Annotated in this window: 19 protein-coding genes; 8 read left to right on the forward strand and 11 right to left on the reverse strand. The window is 57.4% G+C overall.

What is annotated here, in order from left to right; translation table 11 throughout:
* Positions 1-2 precede the first annotated feature (2 nt).
* Entirely contained in the window at positions 3-1,469 is a 1,467-nt protein-coding gene (locus JI62_RS06170; RefSeq protein ID WP_088699323.1) for an aminoacyl-histidine dipeptidase, read from the forward strand.
* An 88-nt stretch (positions 1,470-1,557) separates the two neighbouring features.
* Here the strand turns inward: JI62_RS06170 and JI62_RS06175 are convergent, their stop codons facing one another.
* Both JI62_RS06175 and JI62_RS06180 read right to left on the reverse strand, forming a co-directional pair.
* The gene (locus JI62_RS06175; RefSeq protein WP_088699324.1) at positions 1,558-2,034 is read right to left on the reverse strand and encodes a Dps family protein; all 477 of its coding nucleotides are present in this window, start codon (positions 2,032-2,034) and stop codon (positions 1,558-1,560) included.
* Between the two features lie 243 nt (positions 2,035-2,277).
* Positions 2,278-3,411 carry a glycerate kinase gene (locus JI62_RS06180; protein ID WP_088699325.1) on the reverse strand — a complete coding sequence of 378 codons (1,134 nt, stop codon included), beginning with the start codon at positions 3,409-3,411 and terminating at the stop codon, positions 2,278-2,280.
* Positions 3,412-3,544: 133 nt separating this feature from the next.
* Between JI62_RS06180 and JI62_RS06185 the strand changes: the two genes are divergently transcribed.
* From JI62_RS06185 to JI62_RS06200, 4 genes are all read left to right on the forward strand, one after another.
* Entirely contained in the window at positions 3,545-4,099 is a 555-nt protein-coding gene (locus tag JI62_RS06185; RefSeq protein ID WP_088699326.1) for a hypothetical protein, read from the forward strand.
* Positions 4,096-4,455: a hypothetical protein gene (locus tag JI62_RS06190; RefSeq protein WP_088699327.1), complete on the forward strand. Its 360-nt coding sequence runs from the start codon at positions 4,096-4,098 to the stop codon at positions 4,453-4,455. Before JI62_RS06185 ends, JI62_RS06190 begins: the two co-directional genes overlap by 4 nt.
* A complete protein-coding gene (locus tag JI62_RS06195; RefSeq protein WP_088699328.1) occupies positions 4,452-5,111 on the forward strand; it encodes a DUF1007 family protein in 660 nt (219 codons plus the stop codon). The genes JI62_RS06190 and JI62_RS06195 overlap by 4 nt, the downstream gene beginning before the upstream one ends.
* 90 nt (positions 5,112-5,201) lie before the next feature.
* Positions 5,202-6,233 carry a nickel/cobalt transporter gene (locus JI62_RS06200; protein WP_088699329.1) on the forward strand — a complete coding sequence of 344 codons (1,032 nt, stop codon included), beginning with the start codon at positions 5,202-5,204 and terminating at the stop codon, positions 6,231-6,233.
* 7 nt (positions 6,234-6,240) lie between these two features.
* Here the strand turns inward: JI62_RS06200 and JI62_RS06205 are convergent, their stop codons facing one another.
* On the reverse strand, positions 6,241-6,660 hold the full coding sequence (locus tag JI62_RS06205; RefSeq protein WP_088699330.1) for an HIT domain-containing protein: 420 nt from the start codon (positions 6,658-6,660) through the stop codon (positions 6,241-6,243).
* A 174-nt stretch (positions 6,661-6,834) separates the two neighbouring features.
* Between JI62_RS06205 and JI62_RS06210 the strand changes: the two genes are divergently transcribed.
* Positions 6,835-6,966 (forward strand): entericidin A/B family lipoprotein, encoded by a 132-nt coding sequence (locus JI62_RS06210; protein ID WP_088699331.1) that lies wholly within the window; start codon positions 6,835-6,837, stop codon positions 6,964-6,966.
* Positions 6,967-7,075: 109 nt separating this feature from the next.
* Positions 7,076-7,447 carry an I78 family peptidase inhibitor gene (locus JI62_RS06215; protein ID WP_088699332.1) on the forward strand — a complete coding sequence of 124 codons (372 nt, stop codon included), beginning with the start codon at positions 7,076-7,078 and terminating at the stop codon, positions 7,445-7,447.
* Between the two features lie 17 nt (positions 7,448-7,464).
* Here the strand turns inward: JI62_RS06215 and JI62_RS06220 are convergent, their stop codons facing one another.
* Positions 7,465-8,070 (reverse strand): LysE family translocator, encoded by a 606-nt coding sequence (locus JI62_RS06220; protein WP_088699333.1) that lies wholly within the window; start codon positions 8,068-8,070, stop codon positions 7,465-7,467.
* 98 nt (positions 8,071-8,168) lie between these two features.
* On the opposite strand from JI62_RS06220, the gene JI62_RS06225 reads away from it, so the two are divergent.
* Positions 8,169-9,563, forward strand: coding sequence for a PLP-dependent aminotransferase family protein (locus tag JI62_RS06225; protein ID WP_088699334.1), 1,395 nt, complete (start codon positions 8,169-8,171; stop codon positions 9,561-9,563).
* 1 nt (position 9,564) lies between these two features.
* Here the strand turns inward: JI62_RS06225 and JI62_RS06230 are convergent, their stop codons facing one another.
* From JI62_RS06230 to JI62_RS06260, 7 genes are all read right to left on the reverse strand, one after another.
* Positions 9,565-10,569, reverse strand: a complete 1,005-nt coding sequence (locus tag JI62_RS06230) for a hypothetical protein (protein ID WP_088699335.1) — start codon at positions 10,567-10,569, stop codon at positions 9,565-9,567.
* A gap of 38 nt (positions 10,570-10,607) precedes the next feature.
* Positions 10,608-11,144 (reverse strand): acyl-CoA thioesterase, encoded by a 537-nt coding sequence (locus tag JI62_RS06235; protein WP_088699336.1) that lies wholly within the window; start codon positions 11,142-11,144, stop codon positions 10,608-10,610.
* 111 nt (positions 11,145-11,255) lie between these two features.
* Complete coding sequence (locus JI62_RS06240) at positions 11,256-12,566, reverse strand: short-chain fatty acid transporter (protein WP_088699337.1); 1,311 nt, start codon at positions 12,564-12,566, stop codon at positions 11,256-11,258.
* 163 nt (positions 12,567-12,729) lie between these two features.
* Positions 12,730-14,019, reverse strand: a complete 1,290-nt coding sequence (locus JI62_RS06245) for an MATE family efflux transporter (RefSeq protein WP_088699338.1) — start codon at positions 14,017-14,019, stop codon at positions 12,730-12,732.
* Between the two features lie 5 nt (positions 14,020-14,024).
* Positions 14,025-14,273 (reverse strand): YfhL family 4Fe-4S dicluster ferredoxin, encoded by a 249-nt coding sequence (locus JI62_RS06250; RefSeq protein ID WP_088699339.1) that lies wholly within the window; start codon positions 14,271-14,273, stop codon positions 14,025-14,027.
* 73 nt (positions 14,274-14,346) lie between these two features.
* Positions 14,347-14,841 (reverse strand): pantetheine-phosphate adenylyltransferase, encoded by a 495-nt coding sequence (gene coaD / locus JI62_RS06255; protein WP_035585562.1) that lies wholly within the window; start codon positions 14,839-14,841, stop codon positions 14,347-14,349.
* A complete protein-coding gene (locus JI62_RS06260) occupies positions 14,838-16,721 on the reverse strand; it encodes a beta-ketoacyl synthase (protein ID WP_088699380.1) in 1,884 nt (627 codons plus the stop codon). Before JI62_RS06260 ends, coaD begins: the two co-directional genes overlap by 4 nt.
* Positions 16,722-16,729 lie beyond the last annotated feature (8 nt).

Below are 16,729 nucleotides of genomic sequence, written 5' to 3' on the forward strand. Positions count from 1 at the left end.
TTATGAACGCACATCTTGACGCGCTTGAGCCCTCATTGGTTTGGCGCCACTTTCGAACGCTATGTAACACGCCGCGCCCCTCTGGGCATGAGGCGGCACTCGTCGCTATCCTCGAAAGCTGGGCCGATGCCCAAGGCCTCGCCCATGACCGCGATAGCTTCGGTAATTTACGCCTACGTAAACCGGCATCCCCGGGCTGTGAACAGGCCCCGGGGGTGGTACTCCAGGGCCACCTGGATATGGTCGCCCAGGCCAATAGCGGTCACGCCCACGATTTTACCCGCGATCCCATCAGCACTTATGTGGCTGACGGCTGGCTACACGCCGATGGCACTACCCTGGGCGCAGATAACGGTCTGGGCGTGGCGGCCATTCTTGCCGTGCTGGAAGACCCTGATTTACGCCACGGGCCGCTGGAAGCACTCTTCACCCTGGAGGAAGAGACCTCCATGGGCGGTGCGCTGAACTTGGCGGAGAGCTGGCTGGAAGGCTCGCTGCTGCTCAACCTGGACAGCGAAGATCGGGGGCAGGTCTATATTGGCTGCGCGGGCGGTGCCGACGTTGAAGTGGATGCCCAGTTGCCCAGCGCCGCCACTTCCGATCACGAGCAAGTGATCGAGATCGCCTTGACCGGCCTGAAGGGTGGCCACTCCGGCGCGGATATCCATAAACCATTGGGGAACGCCAACCGTTTATTGGTTCGAGTTTTGCGCTCCTTGGAAGCGTTTGACGCGCGTTTGATTAGCTACCACGGCGGCACCTTGCGTAATGCCATCCCTCGGGAAGCCTTTGCCCAGGTAGCGCTGCCTGCCGATGAAGTCGACGCCGCCATGGTGGCTATTGCGGGGCTGGAAACGATTCTACTAAGAGAGCTGGGCAGTGGTGATAGTGGTCTTAGCATCAGCGTTCAACGCCTAACCGAGGCACCCGAAGCAGAGCCGCTAACCTTGGACGCCAGCGTTATGCTGCTGGCAGCACTCCATGCTGCCCCCTGTGGGGTCGAGCGGATGAGCGCCGATGTCCCCGGTGTGGTAGAAACCTCCAATAACCTGGGCGTGCTAAGCCTGGAGAATGGGCGGCTGCACCTCTGCGCGCTGGTTCGTTCGCTGCACGACAGCGCGGTGGTCGCTATGGCGGATCGCTTTCAAGCACTGTTTGGATTGATTGGCGCACGGGTCAAAGTCGAGAACGGTTACCCAGGCTGGGCGCCGAATCCAAATGGCGAGCTATTGGCGACCTTTAATGCCCGCCATGCGGCGCTGCTGGGACGCGAGCCGGAGGTGAAGGTGATCCACGCCGGGCTTGAGTGCGGCATTCTTGGTAGCAAATACCCGCATTTGGATATGATCTCTTTTGGGCCGCTGATTCGCGGCGCCCACTCGCCGGATGAGCGGGTGGAGTTAGCCTCAGTGGAAGAGTTCTGGACGCTGCTGCGGGCGTTGATCGAGGATCTCGCGACGCAACGTTAATCCGCGTTTTCAATCGATAAGCGCAACGAAAACGGCACCCAAAATGGGTGCCGTTTGACGTCAGGATGGCTAAAAACTTTTTAAACGCCTATTTACTCAAGTAGGCGTTGAGCATCCAGATGGTTTTTTCCTGTTCACGGATATAGTCACCGGCTTGTGCGGCGGTGCCTTCATCGTCGGCGTCAGAGGCGAGCGACAGTAGTTCACGCTGCAGCTCAATGATCGTTTGGTACCCTTTGAGCACACCTTTGACACAGGTAGTGCCGTCATGAACGTCTTTATCTTCCTGAATACTTGAGAGTTTCACGTAGTCACTGTAAGCGTGTACCGGCTTGTGACCCAGGGTCAGGATACGTTCGGCAACCTCGTCTACTTTGGTCAGCAGGTCGGTGTAGAACTCTTCAAACTTGGCGTGCAGCTCGAAAAAATCGTTACCACGAACATTCCAGTGGTAGCCGCGCACGTTCATGTAGAAAATTTGGTAGTTGGCCAGCAGGTGGTTGAGCTTTTCGGCGAGCTGACTAGCGCTGCCTTCGTGTAGGCCAATGCTATTGGTATCCGTCATATCCTGCTTCCTCATTTATGCCGCAGTATTGATGCCACCGTGTTTGTTTACGGTAGGCGGCGGTGAATTCATGCTTCCAGAATAGGGTGGCTTTGCGGCGCTGCAAAACAAGTTTTTTGCATCGCTGCCATAGCGTTTCGGCATCAGCATTTATACATCAGCGCTATGACATTACATCGTTGCCGCTACCCTTTAACTACTTTGTTAGATGCTGGCGGCGTAGGCTTTTTTCAAGGGCTTGTTTCAAGGGCTGTGCACCCACAGCCGCAATAGACTTTCACAGCGCGCTTCCAGCAGTTCAGCGGTGCGCGGTAGGGCATCGGTTAAGGACATGGGGCCATCGGCCAGCGCAAACGCTGCCGTGACACCCTCGTCAAAGCAGGCCTGCCAGCCATCGCCCAGGCTGCCCGCCAGCACAATAACGGGTTTGTGGAGGCGTTGGGCGGCACGGGAGACGCCAATCGGGGTTTTGCCAGACAAGCTTTGGCCATCCAGACGCCCTTCACCGGTGATCACCAAATCGGCATTGGCCAAGAGTGTACTCATATCGGCCTGCTGCATAATCATCTCAATACCGGGCTTCAGGGTGGCATTCAGAAAGGCCTTGGCTGCAAACCCCATGCCCCCTGCGGCGCCTGCGCCCGGTAGGGTGCGGTAATCATCACCTAAGACATGGGCGCTGATATCAGCGAAGTGGCCAAGCGCACGATCCAACTGCTCTACTTCCTCAGGGGATGCGCCTTTTTGTGGGCCAAATACCGCGCTGGCGCCCCGCTCGCCCAGCAGTGGGTTATCCACATCAACGGCGGCTTCCAGGCTGAGCTTGGCTAACCGCGGGTCTAGCCCTTCGAGTTCTAAGCGAGCTAGTCGGTTAAGCGCCGCGCCGCCAGGGGGCAGCGGTTCCCCGTTTTGATCTAAGAAGCGGGCGCCCAGCGCCTGGAGCATGCCCGCACCGCCGTCATTGGTTGCGCTGCCACCAAGCAGTAGCAGTGCTTTCTCAGCACCCTGATCCAGTGCCGCCAGCAGCAATTCGCCCACCCCGAATGTGGAGGTGTGCAGCGCAGTGCGCTCATTGGCCTCAAGGTGCTGTAAACCACTGGCTTCTGCCAGCTCAATAAACGCGGTACGCTGGTCGCTCAGCCAGCCCCAGGCTGCTTGGCGAGGTCGCCCCAGGGCATCGTGAACCTTTAGCTGGCGACGCTCGGCGCTGGTGGCGGCGATCAGAGCATCCAAGCTGCCTTCGCCGCCGTCAGCCAACGGGCAAATCTGAACGTGCGTCTGAGGTGCGGCACGCTGTACACCCCGCGCCATGGCGGCAGCGGCGTCTTGGGCGCTGAGCGCATCTTTGAAGCTGTCGGGGCAAAGCAACACATTCATTAGCACGATCTCCGCAAAATAGTGTCTTCAAAACGGTGTCTTCATTACAGTATCAGTTAAGTATGATCACCTTTGGGAGCTTAGCGCGCTAGCCTGCGCAGAACCAGCGGCCTCGTCCGTTAAAGGATCTAACATGAAGTCGATACCCATAAGCTTAACCTGTCTGCTTGCACTTGCAGGTTGCCAGGTAGTGCCTGATCGCCTGCCTCAAGCAGAACCCGCGCCTGCAGCTTCGTGCTACTTCCCCGCAGCTCAACAGCAGGCGCTGGAAGCCAGCGTTGATGTGCTTACCGAGTGGGGCTTTACCCTGAACTCTACCGATACCACCTTGGGGTTGATCAGCGCCAGCCGCGAACGTCCGCTACACGGTTATTACGACCCTTACGATGATGCCTTCGGCTATGGGCATGGGATGCGCCTATTTGGTGGTTTGGGCGTAGGCCGGGGTTCCGGGGTAGGGTTCGGTATAGGGGGTGGTTTTGGCGGTGGTGTAGGCCAACAGCCGGTGGAGGTCGAACGTGTGTCGCTACTGGTGGACGACGCGCATATTCGTATATCCCGTGATATTCGCCGCTTCGATCACTGGGGCGACTTGCGCGAATCCTACAGTGCCAGCAATGACGATTTCTGTCAGCGTTTTCAAACCCGCTTTGCGCAAACCCTACCTGCGACCGGGAGGCCGTTATGAAAATTCGCTACTGGTTCTTAGTGGGGCTATTGGGAGGGTTGGCTGGCTGCGCGACGACGACGCCTTTAGAGCCCCGTGAACTGGTTTATGCTACCTCTCCAGAAGAGACGTTTCGCGATGCGGTCGAGCTGATGGTGGAGCAGGGGTATGTGGTGCGCCATGCGGATCTGTCGTTGGGGCGAGCGGAAGCATCGCTTGCCCGCTGGCCGGAGTATCGTTTGCAACTGCAGGTGAGCGAAGAGGCGAGTGGCAGTCGCGTGCGCGTATCGGCACTTAGAGGCAGCCAGCCACTGCCGCCCCGGTTGCTCGACCCTTGGCTTGTCGCCTTGCAGCATAAATTGGGGGTTGCGCCATGAAGTGGGCCGGGAGCGCCGTTGCCGTTTGCTTGGCCATGAGTAGCTTTGTGGTCAGCCCTAATGCCCGTGCCCATCCTCATGGCTGGATTGACTTGAGTGTACGGGTCATCACCGATGATCAGGGCGTGGTCAGTGGCCTGCATCAAACCTGGCGGATGGATCCTTTCTACAGTCTGGTGGTTTTTGAAGAGCTGCAACAGGTGGAAAACGCCAGTTTGGAGGAGGGCCTGGATCAGCTTGGCAGAGAGATTCGCGATAATCTCGCCGCGGAGCACTATTTAACCGAAGTGAAGATTAACGGTGAGCGACAGGCGTTAGGCGAGGTAAGCGAATATACCGCCATGGAGCGCGATGGGAGACTCGTCTTTATGTTTATCCTGCCGCTGGAGACACCTCAGCCGCTGACAGACGCTCTGCTTAGTTACCAAGTGTTTGACCCCACTTACTATATCGAGGTGGTACACGAGGAGGAGGATGGCCAACCCCAGGATGATGCGCTGATACTCCACGGTGAGCCTGCCTGCGAGTTGTCTATCCTCCCTGCTGATCCAGACCCTGAAATGGTAATGCAAGCGGCGCTGCTCGATAAGGATGAGAGCGGTGAGCCAGGCTTAGGGCGCTATTTTGCTGAAACTGGCCAAGTTGATTGCCGCTAGGCGTTATTTAAAGCGTGCTGGTCATGCTCAAACTATCGACTATAACTGTGCTTGTGTTACTTTGTAACAATTTTGCGGTGGAGCGGTAAGATGTCATTAACACGGCCCTTTAAACGACACCTAGGGTTAATGCTGGGTCTGCTGTTCGTTGCAGTCGTGCTTATCATCGCTTGGCAAGGCGGATTTCAGAGCGTGAGCTATCAGCTACTGGGGTGGCAGCGCGATCTCCACCGTTCGCTAACGCTGGCAATCACCGAATTGTCACGTACCCCTACCCTAATGACATGGGTGAGCCTGCTGGGTCTTAGCTTCGCTTACGGTATTTTTCATGCCGCCGGACCGGGGCACGGCAAAGCCGTATTGGCGACTTACCTAGCCACCCATGGCGGTGCGGTCAAGCGTGCCCTGGGGCTGTCGTTTGCCGCCTCCTTATTGCAAGGGGTGACCGCCATCGTGCTAGTCGTGGTGTTGGTGTATGGTTTGGGCTGGGTGACTCGGCAAGCCATGGGCAGCGTTGTCTGGGTGGAGCAGGCCAGTTTTTTGCTGGTGGCGGCCTTAGGGGCGTGGCTATGTTGGCGAGCCGTAAAGCAACTGCGGCGAGCCTACCAGCCAGAGCGAATTATCCACTCCCACGGCTCGGGCGAAGAACAGCATCAAGACCACGCACACAGCCACGATCATGACCACAGTCACTGCTGCGGTGGTGCGCACCATATTGAACCGCAGCAGGCGTTGGATTGGCGGACAGCGGTGATGACGGTCGGCGCCATCGGTATGCGCCCCTGTAGCGGTGCCGTGCTGATGGTAGGAGCAGCCAGCTTGCTGGGGCAGTTCGAGGTGGGCGTGGCATCGGTCGTGGCCATGTCGATTGGCACTGGGATAACGGTCTCCGCGCTTGCGCTGGCGAGCATTTTTGCCCGCGGATGGGCACAGCGACGCTTATCCAAGCAGCAGCACAGCCAGCGTGGCGTGCAAAAAGCCACCGGCTGGGTAGCCTTAGCCGGCGGTGCGTTGATCGTGGTGTTGGGCACCTCCCTTAGCATTGCGGGTGTTACCCAGCCAGCCAGTGGGCCCCTGCTCAACGAGCCGCCTGCTCGGCAAGGTCACCCATTAACGGGGTAGCGGTAGGCTATACATTGAGGCCATGGATAAGTGCTAGCAGCTGATCCCGTAACTGCGCCTGGCCATCCAGGTCGTAGGGTTCGGGTGAGCCATTGCCCCATACCGGGGCAGGCCAGGTGGCATCGCCGTGGTGTCTAAGCACCACATGGACATGCAGTTGGCTAACCACATTGCCTAGCGAAGCAATATTGACTTTGTCTCCCCCCAGTGCTGTTTTCATTGCGTCGCCTAGCTGAGTGGCTTCACGCCACAGCTGCTGCTGGTCGTCGGCAGAAAGCTCGAATACTTCGCTAATAGAAGCGTGGCGCGGCACCAGGATCACCCAAGGGTAGCGCGCATCATTCATTAGTAGCGCGCGGCTTAGCGGTAAGTCTGCGATGGGGAAGGTATCGGCGGCAAGACGTTCATCTAGCTCGAAATTGATCAAATGTTCGGCTCCAGACAGTGGTTTTGGTAATGGCTAGTATAGTCGCCGCGAAGTGAAGTAGGGAAAATGAGCGCAATTGCCAAAACGCTGTTACCCTGAAAAAACTCCCAAGTGGCAAATTACGTTGCCAGTGGAGTTTCCCGATGTTGAATGACTCGTTAAGGAGAACGGAAAATGAAAAAATTATTGGCCATGAGCTTTATGCTACTGATGACGGCGGGTGTGCTAACGGGTTGCAATACCATCGCTGGCGCTGGCCAGGATGTGCAAGAAGGTGGTAAAGCCGTTCAAGATGCAGCTGAATAAATAGGCAAGACTGCGTTTTAATGTAAGCAATATCCCACGGGCTAGGCTAACGCTTAGCCCGTGGAGTTTTAAAGAGTACTCTCATAACCTATTTTTTGGAGATTCAAGGATGAAACCCTGTACGTCTTTGGTCAAGTTTGCCGCTGTTAGCGCCTGTGCGCTGTTGTTGACGGCCTGTGTTAACTCGCAAATGCCAATTTCTCCTGCCAACGATGACGTAGACGCTGCGCCACCGCCGCCAACGGTAGGCTCGAGTGGCGCCAGTGATGAGCAAGCCGCCACCTGTGATCTAGACGCTATCCAGTCGGCTGTCGGTGAGCCCTTCGATGATGCGAACGTTGCGCAGTTACAAAGCGACAGTGGCACGCGACAAGTGCGCGTACTCCGCCCTGGTGATATGGCCACCATGGATCACCGCCCGGACCGTTTGAATGTGTATCTTGACGATCAGGATATGGTTGAAGATCTGCGCTGCGGCTAGGGTCTGTTGACGTTTTATCATCCCAAAATCAGCACGACGCAGGCGGCGGTCAACACGCCCATAGTAATATTGAACGCCCGCCATGCGCCGTCGCTTTTGATCCACTGCCCAATGGCCGTGCCAAAGGCAGCCCATAAGGCAATGCAGGGCAGGGCTACCACTTCTGCAAAACCAGCCAGTAGCAGCGCATTAAATACCGGTTGGCCGCTTTCGGGTAGAAAACCTGCCATCAACGCTAGTCCCATTACCCAAGCTTTTGGATTGGCGAACTGAAACGCCGCTGCCTGCCAAAAGGTAAAGGGAACGCTATGGGTCTGCGCCTTAAGATTGGGCGGCGGGGCGCTGGCGATTTTCCATGCCAAATAGAGCAAGTAGGCGCTGCCGACCCAGCGCAGTACGGTTTGAATCGCCGGGTAGCGTTCGAACAGCACCCCCAAACCGAGCGCTATCCCCGCGAACAGCAAAAAGCAGCCACCTAAAATTCCCCACATGTGCGGCATTGTGCGCTTAAAGCCGAAGTTGGCGCCAGAAGCGGTGAGCATAACGTTGTTCGGGCCCGGCGTAAGGGTCATCGACATCATATAGAGTGCGGCCGGGCCGAGGATTAACCATTCGCTGTTCATTTGATTGTATCCATACAATATGGAGTGAGAGATTGTTTTAGTGTGGGTTTTGCTAGCATAATGGGGATTAAATTGACGTCAAAGGTTTTATTGTCACCATGACAATGTGGATGCCTTCGCTAGCTGCGTTTTCTGGTTCACGTTACCGCGCTATTGCCAGTGCCATTGAAGCCGCTATCCAGGCAGGTGAGCTTCGGCCTGGGGAGCGTTTACCGCCCCAGCGCCGTTTGGCAGATGCCTTGGGTGTGACCATTGGCACAGTTACCCGGGGGTACGCTGAAGCGGAGCGTAATGGCTGGGTGTCGGCACGAGTGGGTAGCGGCACCTACGTAAAGAGCCAAACCCAAAACAGTGCTTTTAGCCTGACATTCCCCGCTGACGAAACGGCCGGTGTGATCGATTTAAGCCTTAGCCTGCCGCCTCCTAATCCGCTGCGACAGTCGCTATTGAGCGAAGCGCTGTATGCTTTAAGCCAATCCGGGGCAGCATTGGCACGTGGCGTTACCTATCAAGGGGCCCAGGGGCGCCATGAGCATCGTGAAGTCCTCGCTCGCTGGTTAAATACCCTAGGTATGCCACTAATGGCCGATGAACTGCTCATCACCCAGGGTGGCCAGCACGGCATTAGTCTGGCGCTCAGCACCTTGCTTCGGCCAGGCGATCTGCTGGCCGCCGATGCCTTGACCTATCCCGGTGCCATCAGCGCAGCGCAGCAGGGCCATTTAAAGCTGGTGGGGATTGGTCAAGACGGTGGAGGGATGCGTATGGATCTGCTTGAGGCGCAGTGTGCCCGGCAGCCGCCTCGGGCCATATACCTGACCCCCGAGCAGAACAACCCCACCGGTGTATGTTTAAGTGAATCACGACGCGAACGGTTGGTGGCGCTGGCGAGACGCTACGATATCTGGCTGATTGAAGATGGCGTGCAGTATCTGCCCGCAGAGCAGCGTGGCACGCCGCTTTATAAACTTGCGCCGGAACGCACGCTGTTTGTATTTAGTACCGCTAAAGTACTCGCGGGTGGGCTGCGGATAGGCGTGCTGCGCGCGCCAAAAAGCTTACACGAGCGGCTAGCGACAGGCCTACGCGCCCAGAGTTGGATGGTGCCGCCGCTAATGGTCGACGTGGTCTGCCACTGGGTTAGCCAGGCTGCGGCTGAAAAGCTACTTACCTGGCAGACCCAGGAGCTGGTGGAGCGTCAGCGGCTGGCTGCCGAATGGCTGCAAGGGTTTACCCTCAGCGGGCGATCTCACAGCAGTAATGTTTGGTTGACGCTGCCGGAGGGAAGCCGGGCCGGAGAACTGTGTGATCGGCTACTACAGCGGGGCGTTAAGGTAAGCAGCGCAGAGCCCTTTTGTGTGGGCAGCACGCCAGCGCCCCAAGCCATTCGCCTCTGTATTGGCGCCGCAGCGGATCGCAGTGAACTCGTTCAAGCGTTGAGTATCATTGCCGCCTGCCTAGCCGAGCGTCCATTAGCCCCTGCCACCTTGTGAGTTATTCGTAGCGGTCTTTCCAGCCCTGGTGGCGCACCTGGTCTTTGAGCATTTCGAGGATGTCGTAAAGCACCTGTTCGGTGACCCGGTTGCTGCCTTCGTCAACCGTCAGCCAAGTGTCGAAGCCGCTGTCGGCGGTGTGCTCTACCAGTTGTCTAAACTCATCTGAATGAATGCCTAGCAGCAGTTCATCGACTAGCCGCTGAGCAACACCGCTGAGCGAGGCTTCCATTGCGCTGGTGGCCTGCTGCCCCATGGGTAGCCGGTTCAGGCGCTGAATTTCGGGGCTTTCACGTAGCGTGCGGCTCACCAACTCGCTGATCGCCGCCATAATGGATTGACGGTTGTGCTGGTAGGCTTTGCCGATAGTGCTCTCCAGCCGCTGAGCGATCTCATGAATCAGCTGCGCTTTGCGCGGCATGATCACACGCTCAATGACGCGCTCGGTGAGAGAATCGCTGGCGCGTATCTGCTGCTGCACATTGCCCAGTAGCCGCAGGGCTATGCGGTCAGAGAGTTCCTCAAGCAAAATATCGTAATACTTGGCCATAAATTGATAGATATCCCAGCGGGTAACATCAATAAGACCCAGGCGGTGGAGGCGGTGGAGCAGCGATACGACGCGTAAAATACGCAGTAGGCGGAAGCCCGAAAGAGGAATGCAGCCCAGCACGTCATACCAGTGCACGAAGGGGTAAAAGAACCAGCGATGATAGCGCCGCTCGGCAATGGCGATTGACCAGCCCAGCAAAACATCGGCGACAAAAAAGCTGACAAATACCAGGTCGATGGTGATGAAGCGGCTATGAATCACCTCATCATAGAAAGTGTGAAAACCGGGGGCCAGGTTGGCAATGCCCTGGTTAATAGGGCCAAGTAGAAACAGCGAATCAAACAACAGCAGCGCAAGGTTTATTACCACCAGCGTCAGAATAAAAAAATCCCAACCAATATGGGCGTATTCAACCGCTTTAGGCAGGTGCGGATAGCGATCCCTGGCGGGCATACGAACTCCTTGTCGTTGGATGGGGCTTATGTCGAGGGCTATGTGTTTGACTGAGGCTTTGGTGGGTACTGATGCTGGGTAAACAGCTCTTCTTTCTCGGCCTGTTTGCGTAACTTCTTGCGTAAAGCCGCCTTTTCAAAGCGTAGCTGCTGTAAGGGCGTTGCCAAGCTGAGCGGCGGTACACTGGCGGGTTTACCATCAGCGTCCACCGCTACCATGGTGAGGTAGCAACTGTTGGTATGGCGGATCAGCTTATTACGAATATCTTCGGCCACGACCTTTATGCCCACCTCCATTGACGAGCGCCCAACATGGTTGACGCTGGCTAAAAAGGTCACCAGCTCGCCGACGTGGATCGGCTGCTTGAACAGCACCTGATCCACCGACAGGGTCACCACATAGTGGCCTGAGTAGCGGCTGGCGCAGGCAAAAGCGACTTCATCGAGTTTTTTAAGAATCGCGCCACCATGAACTTTGCCGCTGAAGTTCGCCATGTCGGGCGTCATCAAAACGGTCATGGAGAGTTCATGCTGCCCAGGCAGGGCAGCGTTCGCGCTGATTTCGGCGTCTGTCATACGGTGCTCCTGCAATTACGTGGTAACTAATGAGTGACTGCTCGCCACTCGAATGCTGGGAAAATTGAGTGACGAGCAGTCATTGGCGGTTTTTTAAAACTAATCTCTTTTTTAAAACCAGACCAGACCGACGGAAATGATAATGCCGGTGATAAACAGCTGAATCAGGCAGAAGCCCATAATATCTTTTGCCTTTAGGCCCGCAATGGCGAGTACCGGGAGTGCCCAGAAGGGCTGTAACAGGTTGGTCCAGGCATCGCCCCATGCGACGGCCATGGCGACGCGGGAAATGTCAGCACCTAGCGCTTCGGCCGCAGGCAGCATTACCGGTGCCTGAACCGCCCACTGGCCGCCACCGGAGGGCACGAACAGGTTGACAATCCCAGCGCTGATGAATGACCAGAAGGGCAGTGTCGTGGCGGTGGCAAAGGAGACCAGCCACTCGGACATGCTCTCTGCGAGCCCCGACTGCACCATGATCGCCATGATGCCTGCGTAAAAGGGGAATTGGATGACAATCCCCGCACCGCCTTTAATCGCTTCGTGCAGGCTATTGAGCAGATTACGCGGCGTGCGGTGCAGCACAATGGCCAGGAACAGAAACATAAAGTTGACGACGTTAAGGTTTAGGCCGCCACCCCGTAGCAGGAAGTGATCAAGCAGGAACAGCAGTCCCGGCACGCCAACCAGCAGAGCGAGGGTAAAGCTATTCTCCAGGCGCTCCGCAGGTCGCGTAATGCGGCCAACTGGCTCGGGTTCATCATTTAGCACGCTGGGGTCAACGTAGACGCTATCCTTCTCATCCGGCAGCATCATGCGGTTTACCAACGGGATAGCGATAAACAGGCAGACCACAATGGCGAGGTTGAAGAAGGCGAAAATCGTAGAGCCGGTGCCAATCACGCCAATCTGGTCGGCGGAGAAATGCCCTTCGGTTGCGATGGTGAGCGGTATCGAACCTGCCAAGCCGCCGTGCCACACCACAAAGCCGGAGTAAGCACTGGCCACTAATAGGCGGTAGTCAACGCGAATCAGCCTGGCCAGCTCTTTGGCAAATAGCGCGCCGACCACAAGGCCAAACCCCCAGTTGATCCAGCTGGCTGCCAATGAGACAAGCGTCACCAGGATAATTGCGCCGCCAGGCGATTTAGCGGTACTGGCGATTTTATGCAGAATGCGTTTAACCGGCGGTGAGCTTGCCAGCATAAAACCGGTGACCAGTACCAGCAGCATCTGCATCGAGAACGTCAACAAACCCCAGAATCCATCGCCCCAGAAGCGCAACACCGCCAGCGGTGTTTGGCGCTCAATGGCAATGGCGGCGACCGAGGCAATTAACGTCAGCAGCAGTACGAAAATATACGGGTCGGGGAGATAGCGCTCCACCAGCTTGACCGCCGGTTTTGAGATCATTTTAAGCATGGGATGCTCTCTTTATTCATTATTAGGAAGTGGCTAAGCAAGGTCTTGGAAGTACATATGAAGTGCAACGACACAGCTAATATACGGGTGAGTACGGAAATTTTCACGTTGAAGCTACCCGTTTAATCCTACGTTAGCGCAGTTAGGGGCAGGCGTAACGGTTTTAACGCCAACGGGTCAGCCGATAACGGCGATAGTAATGAATCAGGACAGCTGAGCGAACCAGCGTAAACAGCGTAAACGCCAGCCAGAGCCCATGATTGCCCAGCCCCTGGCTAAACCACCAGGCGGGCAGGTAGGCGGCTAGCCCAATAAAAATACTGTTGCGCATTTCGCGCACGGCGGTGGTACCGATAAATACCCCGTCAAGCAGGTAGCTCCATACCGCAATCAGCGGCATCACGACCATCCAGGGTAAATAGTGTGCCGCGGTCGTGCGCACCTCTTCAAGGCCGGTGAGCAGCGCAATCAGTGCATTGCCACCGAACGCGAACAGCAGGGCCGAAGCACCGGCAGTCCAGAACGAAAAACGTGCGGCGGCGCGCACAGTGGCGGCAAAATCCCGCCAATCTTGGCGCCCATAGGCGCGCCCAATCAGTGACTCGGCAGCGTGAGCAAAGCCGTCCAGGGCGTAACTGGTGAGCATGATAAATTGTAATAGTACGGCGTTGGCAGCAAGTACGGTATCCCCCTGACGCGCGCCTTGAGCGGTAAAGAATGCCATGGCAAACAGCAGTCCCAGGGTGCGCACAAACAGGTTGGCATTCACGTTAAACAAGGCAGTGTAAGCCGTGAGTGCCAGCAGGCGCTCGCGCAAAAAATGGCCCTCTAGTCGGGTTAGCTGGCGAAGCACCAAAAAACTTCCGAACGCCAGCGCACTGTAGTCCGCGATGACGCTGGCCCAGGCCACGCCGTTACTGGTCATGCCTAGCCCGACCACAAACCATAAATCCAGCACGATATTGACGCTGTTGGTAAGCAGTAGAATCATCAATGTGACGCGGGAGTTCTGCTGGCCTAAAAACCAGCCCAGAATGGCGTAGTTGGCAAGCACAGCCGGTGCCGACCAGAGGCGGATATGGGCGTACTCTCGGGCTAAATGGGTGGCCACCTCGCTGCCATCTAACAGCCACAAACCCAGCGTAATCAGCGGCGAGGCGAACACAATCAGCAGACTGCCAATCACCAGTGCGATGATCAGCGACTGCCCCAGTAGATTGCGTACATCCGAGTCACTCTCGCGCCCCATGGCTTGGGCGACCAGCCCTGTGGTGCCCATGCGCAAGAAGCCAAAACCCCAATAAAGAAAACTAAACAGCGTAGCGCCCAGGGTAACGCCTGCGAGGTAGCGGGAGTCAGGCAGGTGCCCGACCACAGCCGTGTCCACCAAACCAAGTAACGGGACGGTGATATTGGAGAGAATGATTGGCCAGGCGAGGGCCCAAATCCGCATGAGGTTTAGGCGGCCGTGATGATGCGGTACTTCTTCATCAACTGCTCATGGCTTTCGTGGCGCTCTGGATCCAGCGGAATGCAGTCCACCGGGCAGACCTGCTGGCACTGGGGCTCATCATAGTGGCCAACACATTCGGTACATAGATTAGGGTCGATGACGTAGATCTCCTCACCGGGGGAGATAGCATCATTGGGGCATTCGGGCTCGCAGACGTCGCAGTTAATGCACTCGTCGGTAATCATCAGGGCCATGGGCATACCTCGCAGATGGCGTTCGCACCCAGGCTATCAAATACCTGAGTGTTTTACTCAACAATGGCGTTGGTTAGCTAGTGTAGTGGTTACGCAGCGCTTCGGCGACCTGAGGATGCACCAGTGGAGAAATATCGCCGCCCAGCTTGGCAATTTCACGCACGATGGTTGATGAGATATACGAGTTTTCCACCGCGGGGGTTAAAAACACGCTCTCCAGCTCTGGGTTTTGCGCCCGGTTCATATTGGCCAGCTGCAGCTCGTACTCAAAGTCGGACACCGCGCGCAGGCCGCGCAGAATGATCGTCGCGCCCTGCTCATGCATCATGGTGGTGAGCAGGGTCGAGAAGCCGATTACCTCAACATTGGGTAGCGATGCACAGACCGTTTTCGCCAGCGCCATGCGTGTTTCCAGGTCGAGGTGGGGGCTTTTGCCGGGGCTGGCCGCGACCGCGATGACCACTTTGTCGAACATCCGCGCGCCGCGCTCGATCAGATCAAAATGGCCATTGGTGATGGGGTCGAAGGTGCCGGGGTAGACGGCGATATTCAGCTTCCGCGTACTCATTGCTCGCTCTCCTCATCCAGCCGACCGAATGGATTATCGCTGGTTAATGAGACGGCGTGGTCGTAACCGGGAATATGAATCCGGTCGGCATGAATATCCAGCTCCGGGCCTTCCAGTACCGCTTCACCAAACTGATAGCGGGGCGCGTAGTGGCCACGGTCTGCCTGGGCAAGGTAGAGCTCTGCTGCTTCACGGGTGGTTTCGCGCCGCATTTTCCAGGCACTCACCGCCGCCGCGCCGTGACGCTGAGTCAGCAGGCGCTCGGTCACCGCAGGTGACAGCACCACGCCGGTGGCATTGTTACCGCCGAAGCCCTTGGCGTTCAGAAAAGTCGCGTCCGCACGAAATGTTTGTGCCGCTTGCGAGAAGTGCAGCCGCTCGGCATAGACATCGTCGGCCACCGCATCCAGTGTGGGGATACCCGGCAGTAGGTCGTGGGCAAAGCTGCCCAGGGCGCTCGCCAACTGATCGCCCGCTGCGGAGCCTTGGGAGTGGCCAATAAAGGCTTTAATCGCCACTACCGGCCAGCCGCTGATGCCGTTGGCGCGGGCGATTTCGTCGAATACGTGGGATTCGGTAATGCGGTTTTTGGGGGTACTGGTGCCATGGGCGTGCAAAAAGCTGCGCTCTTTGAGCGATTTCTCACCCAGCATATCGCGCACCAGTGCAGCGGCTTTGCCCAGGGTGATGTAGTTGCCAATCCCCGGCGCCGAAATCGAGCGCTTGTAACCGTCAGCATTGACGAATACGTCAGGCACGGCGCCGAGAATGTCCGCGCCGACTTCCATCGCCAGGGCATCGTCCATCAACAGCACAAATTGGCTGGCTTCTGCCATGGTAAAGCCACAGTTGCGTGCAAACGGGCGGCAGGCGCGCTGATAGTCGCTGTCGGTGAGCAGTTCCAGGGCATCCAGCGCTTTTAATCCAGCGTCGTCAGCCAGCGCGCCCATGGCCCGGAAGCCTTCGATGATTTCCGGTGTGATGGGGGCGTCTGCGGTGCCGACCATCACCACACGCCGGCGTCCGGCGCGAATGTCATCAATGCCCAGGCGCAGGTTATACAAAAAGCTGGCGCAGGCACCCAGTGCCGCGCCAGTACCGCCCACACTGCCCAATACGTAGGCATTTAAAAAGTCGGCGGGCATCTGACCATAGCCCAGGGGCATCTGCTTGGAGGTGGCGCGTTGTCCACTTACCAGGCTTTTCAATAAGCCGCCCCAGCCCTGATCGTCTAACTGACCAATGGAGTTACCGGCGTACACGGCAATATGATCCGGGTTCAGCTGCTGACGCAGCGTCTCCCAGGAGAGGCCGCTGGCACCCAGGCAGTCGCTGGCGCCAAATATCGCCAGGGAGAGGCCACGGGGGTGGTGAACGCTGCGGTAAAGGCTCGCGGGGTCAAAACCGCTGGGTAGCTGAGCCGCCGCGCGAACCTTGGGTAGCTGGGCGTCGGGTAGCAGTACCTCCAGCACCCCTGCGGGCACACTTACTTCTACCTCGCGGGCATCTATCTCGCGCACTTGCCAATCCTCCGGCAAGTGTTCGGGCAACTGGCGGCGGCGTAACCTAAAGCGCAGCGGCTCGGCGAGTTGCATACTGGCTTGCCGGTTGGCTGGCATGCCTGGGGCGAGAAAGCGCGGGTCTTCATTGCGCCGGATCAGGGTATGCTTCAACACCTGATCACGCAGTGACTGCGCCGGGTCATCGACGGGGTGGCCTTGGCTGTTCTGCCACCCCTTTTCAGAGTGCTCTACTAGGCGCATAAGCGCCGCCAAGCCTTCCAGTGTCTGGCGTTGCTGGTCAGCAGGAAGGGCATCAAGCACAGTGCGGCGGAAGGCCTGATGGCCAGAGGTTCTGCCAGCGGGATTGATGCCGCCCATGCCGACAA

The organism is Halomonas campaniensis, from assembly GCF_002211105.1.
GTDB lineage: Bacteria > Pseudomonadota > Gammaproteobacteria > Pseudomonadales > Halomonadaceae > Vreelandella > Vreelandella campaniensis_A.

What these genes read in the sequence shown, in the direction of transcription:
- JI62_RS06220 (WP_088699333.1), bottom strand. Translation starts at nt 8,070, where the DNA reads ATGAACAGCGAATGGTTAATCCTCGGCCCGGCCGCACTCTATATGATG.
- JI62_RS06230 (WP_088699335.1), bottom strand. Translation starts at nt 10,569, where the DNA reads ATGCCCGCCAGGGATCGCTATCCGCACCTGCCTAAAGCGGTTGAATAC.
- JI62_RS06215 (WP_088699332.1), top strand. Translation starts at nt 7,076, where the DNA reads ATGAAACCCTGTACGTCTTTGGTCAAGTTTGCCGCTGTTAGCGCCTGT.
- JI62_RS06185 (WP_088699326.1), top strand. Translation starts at nt 3,545, where the DNA reads ATGAAGTCGATACCCATAAGCTTAACCTGTCTGCTTGCACTTGCAGGT.
- JI62_RS06190 (WP_088699327.1), top strand. Translation starts at nt 4,096, where the DNA reads ATGAAAATTCGCTACTGGTTCTTAGTGGGGCTATTGGGAGGGTTGGCT.
- JI62_RS06245 (WP_088699338.1), bottom strand. Translation starts at nt 14,019, where the DNA reads ATGCGGATTTGGGCCCTCGCCTGGCCAATCATTCTCTCCAATATCACC.
- JI62_RS06200 (WP_088699329.1), top strand. Translation starts at nt 5,202, where the DNA reads ATGTCATTAACACGGCCCTTTAAACGACACCTAGGGTTAATGCTGGGT.
- JI62_RS06225 (WP_088699334.1), top strand. Translation starts at nt 8,169, where the DNA reads ATGACAATGTGGATGCCTTCGCTAGCTGCGTTTTCTGGTTCACGTTAC.
- JI62_RS06175 (WP_088699324.1), bottom strand. Translation starts at nt 2,034, where the DNA reads ATGACGGATACCAATAGCATTGGCCTACACGAAGGCAGCGCTAGTCAG.
- JI62_RS06170 (WP_088699323.1), top strand. Translation starts at nt 3, where the DNA reads ATGAACGCACATCTTGACGCGCTTGAGCCCTCATTGGTTTGGCGCCAC.
- JI62_RS06210 (WP_088699331.1), top strand. Translation starts at nt 6,835, where the DNA reads ATGAAAAAATTATTGGCCATGAGCTTTATGCTACTGATGACGGCGGGT.
- JI62_RS06195 (WP_088699328.1), top strand. Translation starts at nt 4,452, where the DNA reads ATGAAGTGGGCCGGGAGCGCCGTTGCCGTTTGCTTGGCCATGAGTAGC.
- JI62_RS06260 (WP_088699380.1), bottom strand. Translation starts at nt 16,721, where the DNA reads ATGGGCGGCATCAATCCCGCTGGCAGAACCTCTGGCCATCAGGCCTTC.
- coaD (WP_035585562.1), bottom strand. Translation starts at nt 14,841, where the DNA reads ATGAGTACGCGGAAGCTGAATATCGCCGTCTACCCCGGCACCTTCGAC.
- JI62_RS06250 (WP_088699339.1), bottom strand. Translation starts at nt 14,273, where the DNA reads ATGGCCCTGATGATTACCGACGAGTGCATTAACTGCGACGTCTGCGAG.
- JI62_RS06240 (WP_088699337.1), bottom strand. Translation starts at nt 12,566, where the DNA reads ATGCTTAAAATGATCTCAAAACCGGCGGTCAAGCTGGTGGAGCGCTAT.
- JI62_RS06235 (WP_088699336.1), bottom strand. Translation starts at nt 11,144, where the DNA reads ATGACAGACGCCGAAATCAGCGCGAACGCTGCCCTGCCTGGGCAGCAT.
- JI62_RS06180 (WP_088699325.1), bottom strand. Translation starts at nt 3,411, where the DNA reads ATGAATGTGTTGCTTTGCCCCGACAGCTTCAAAGATGCGCTCAGCGCC.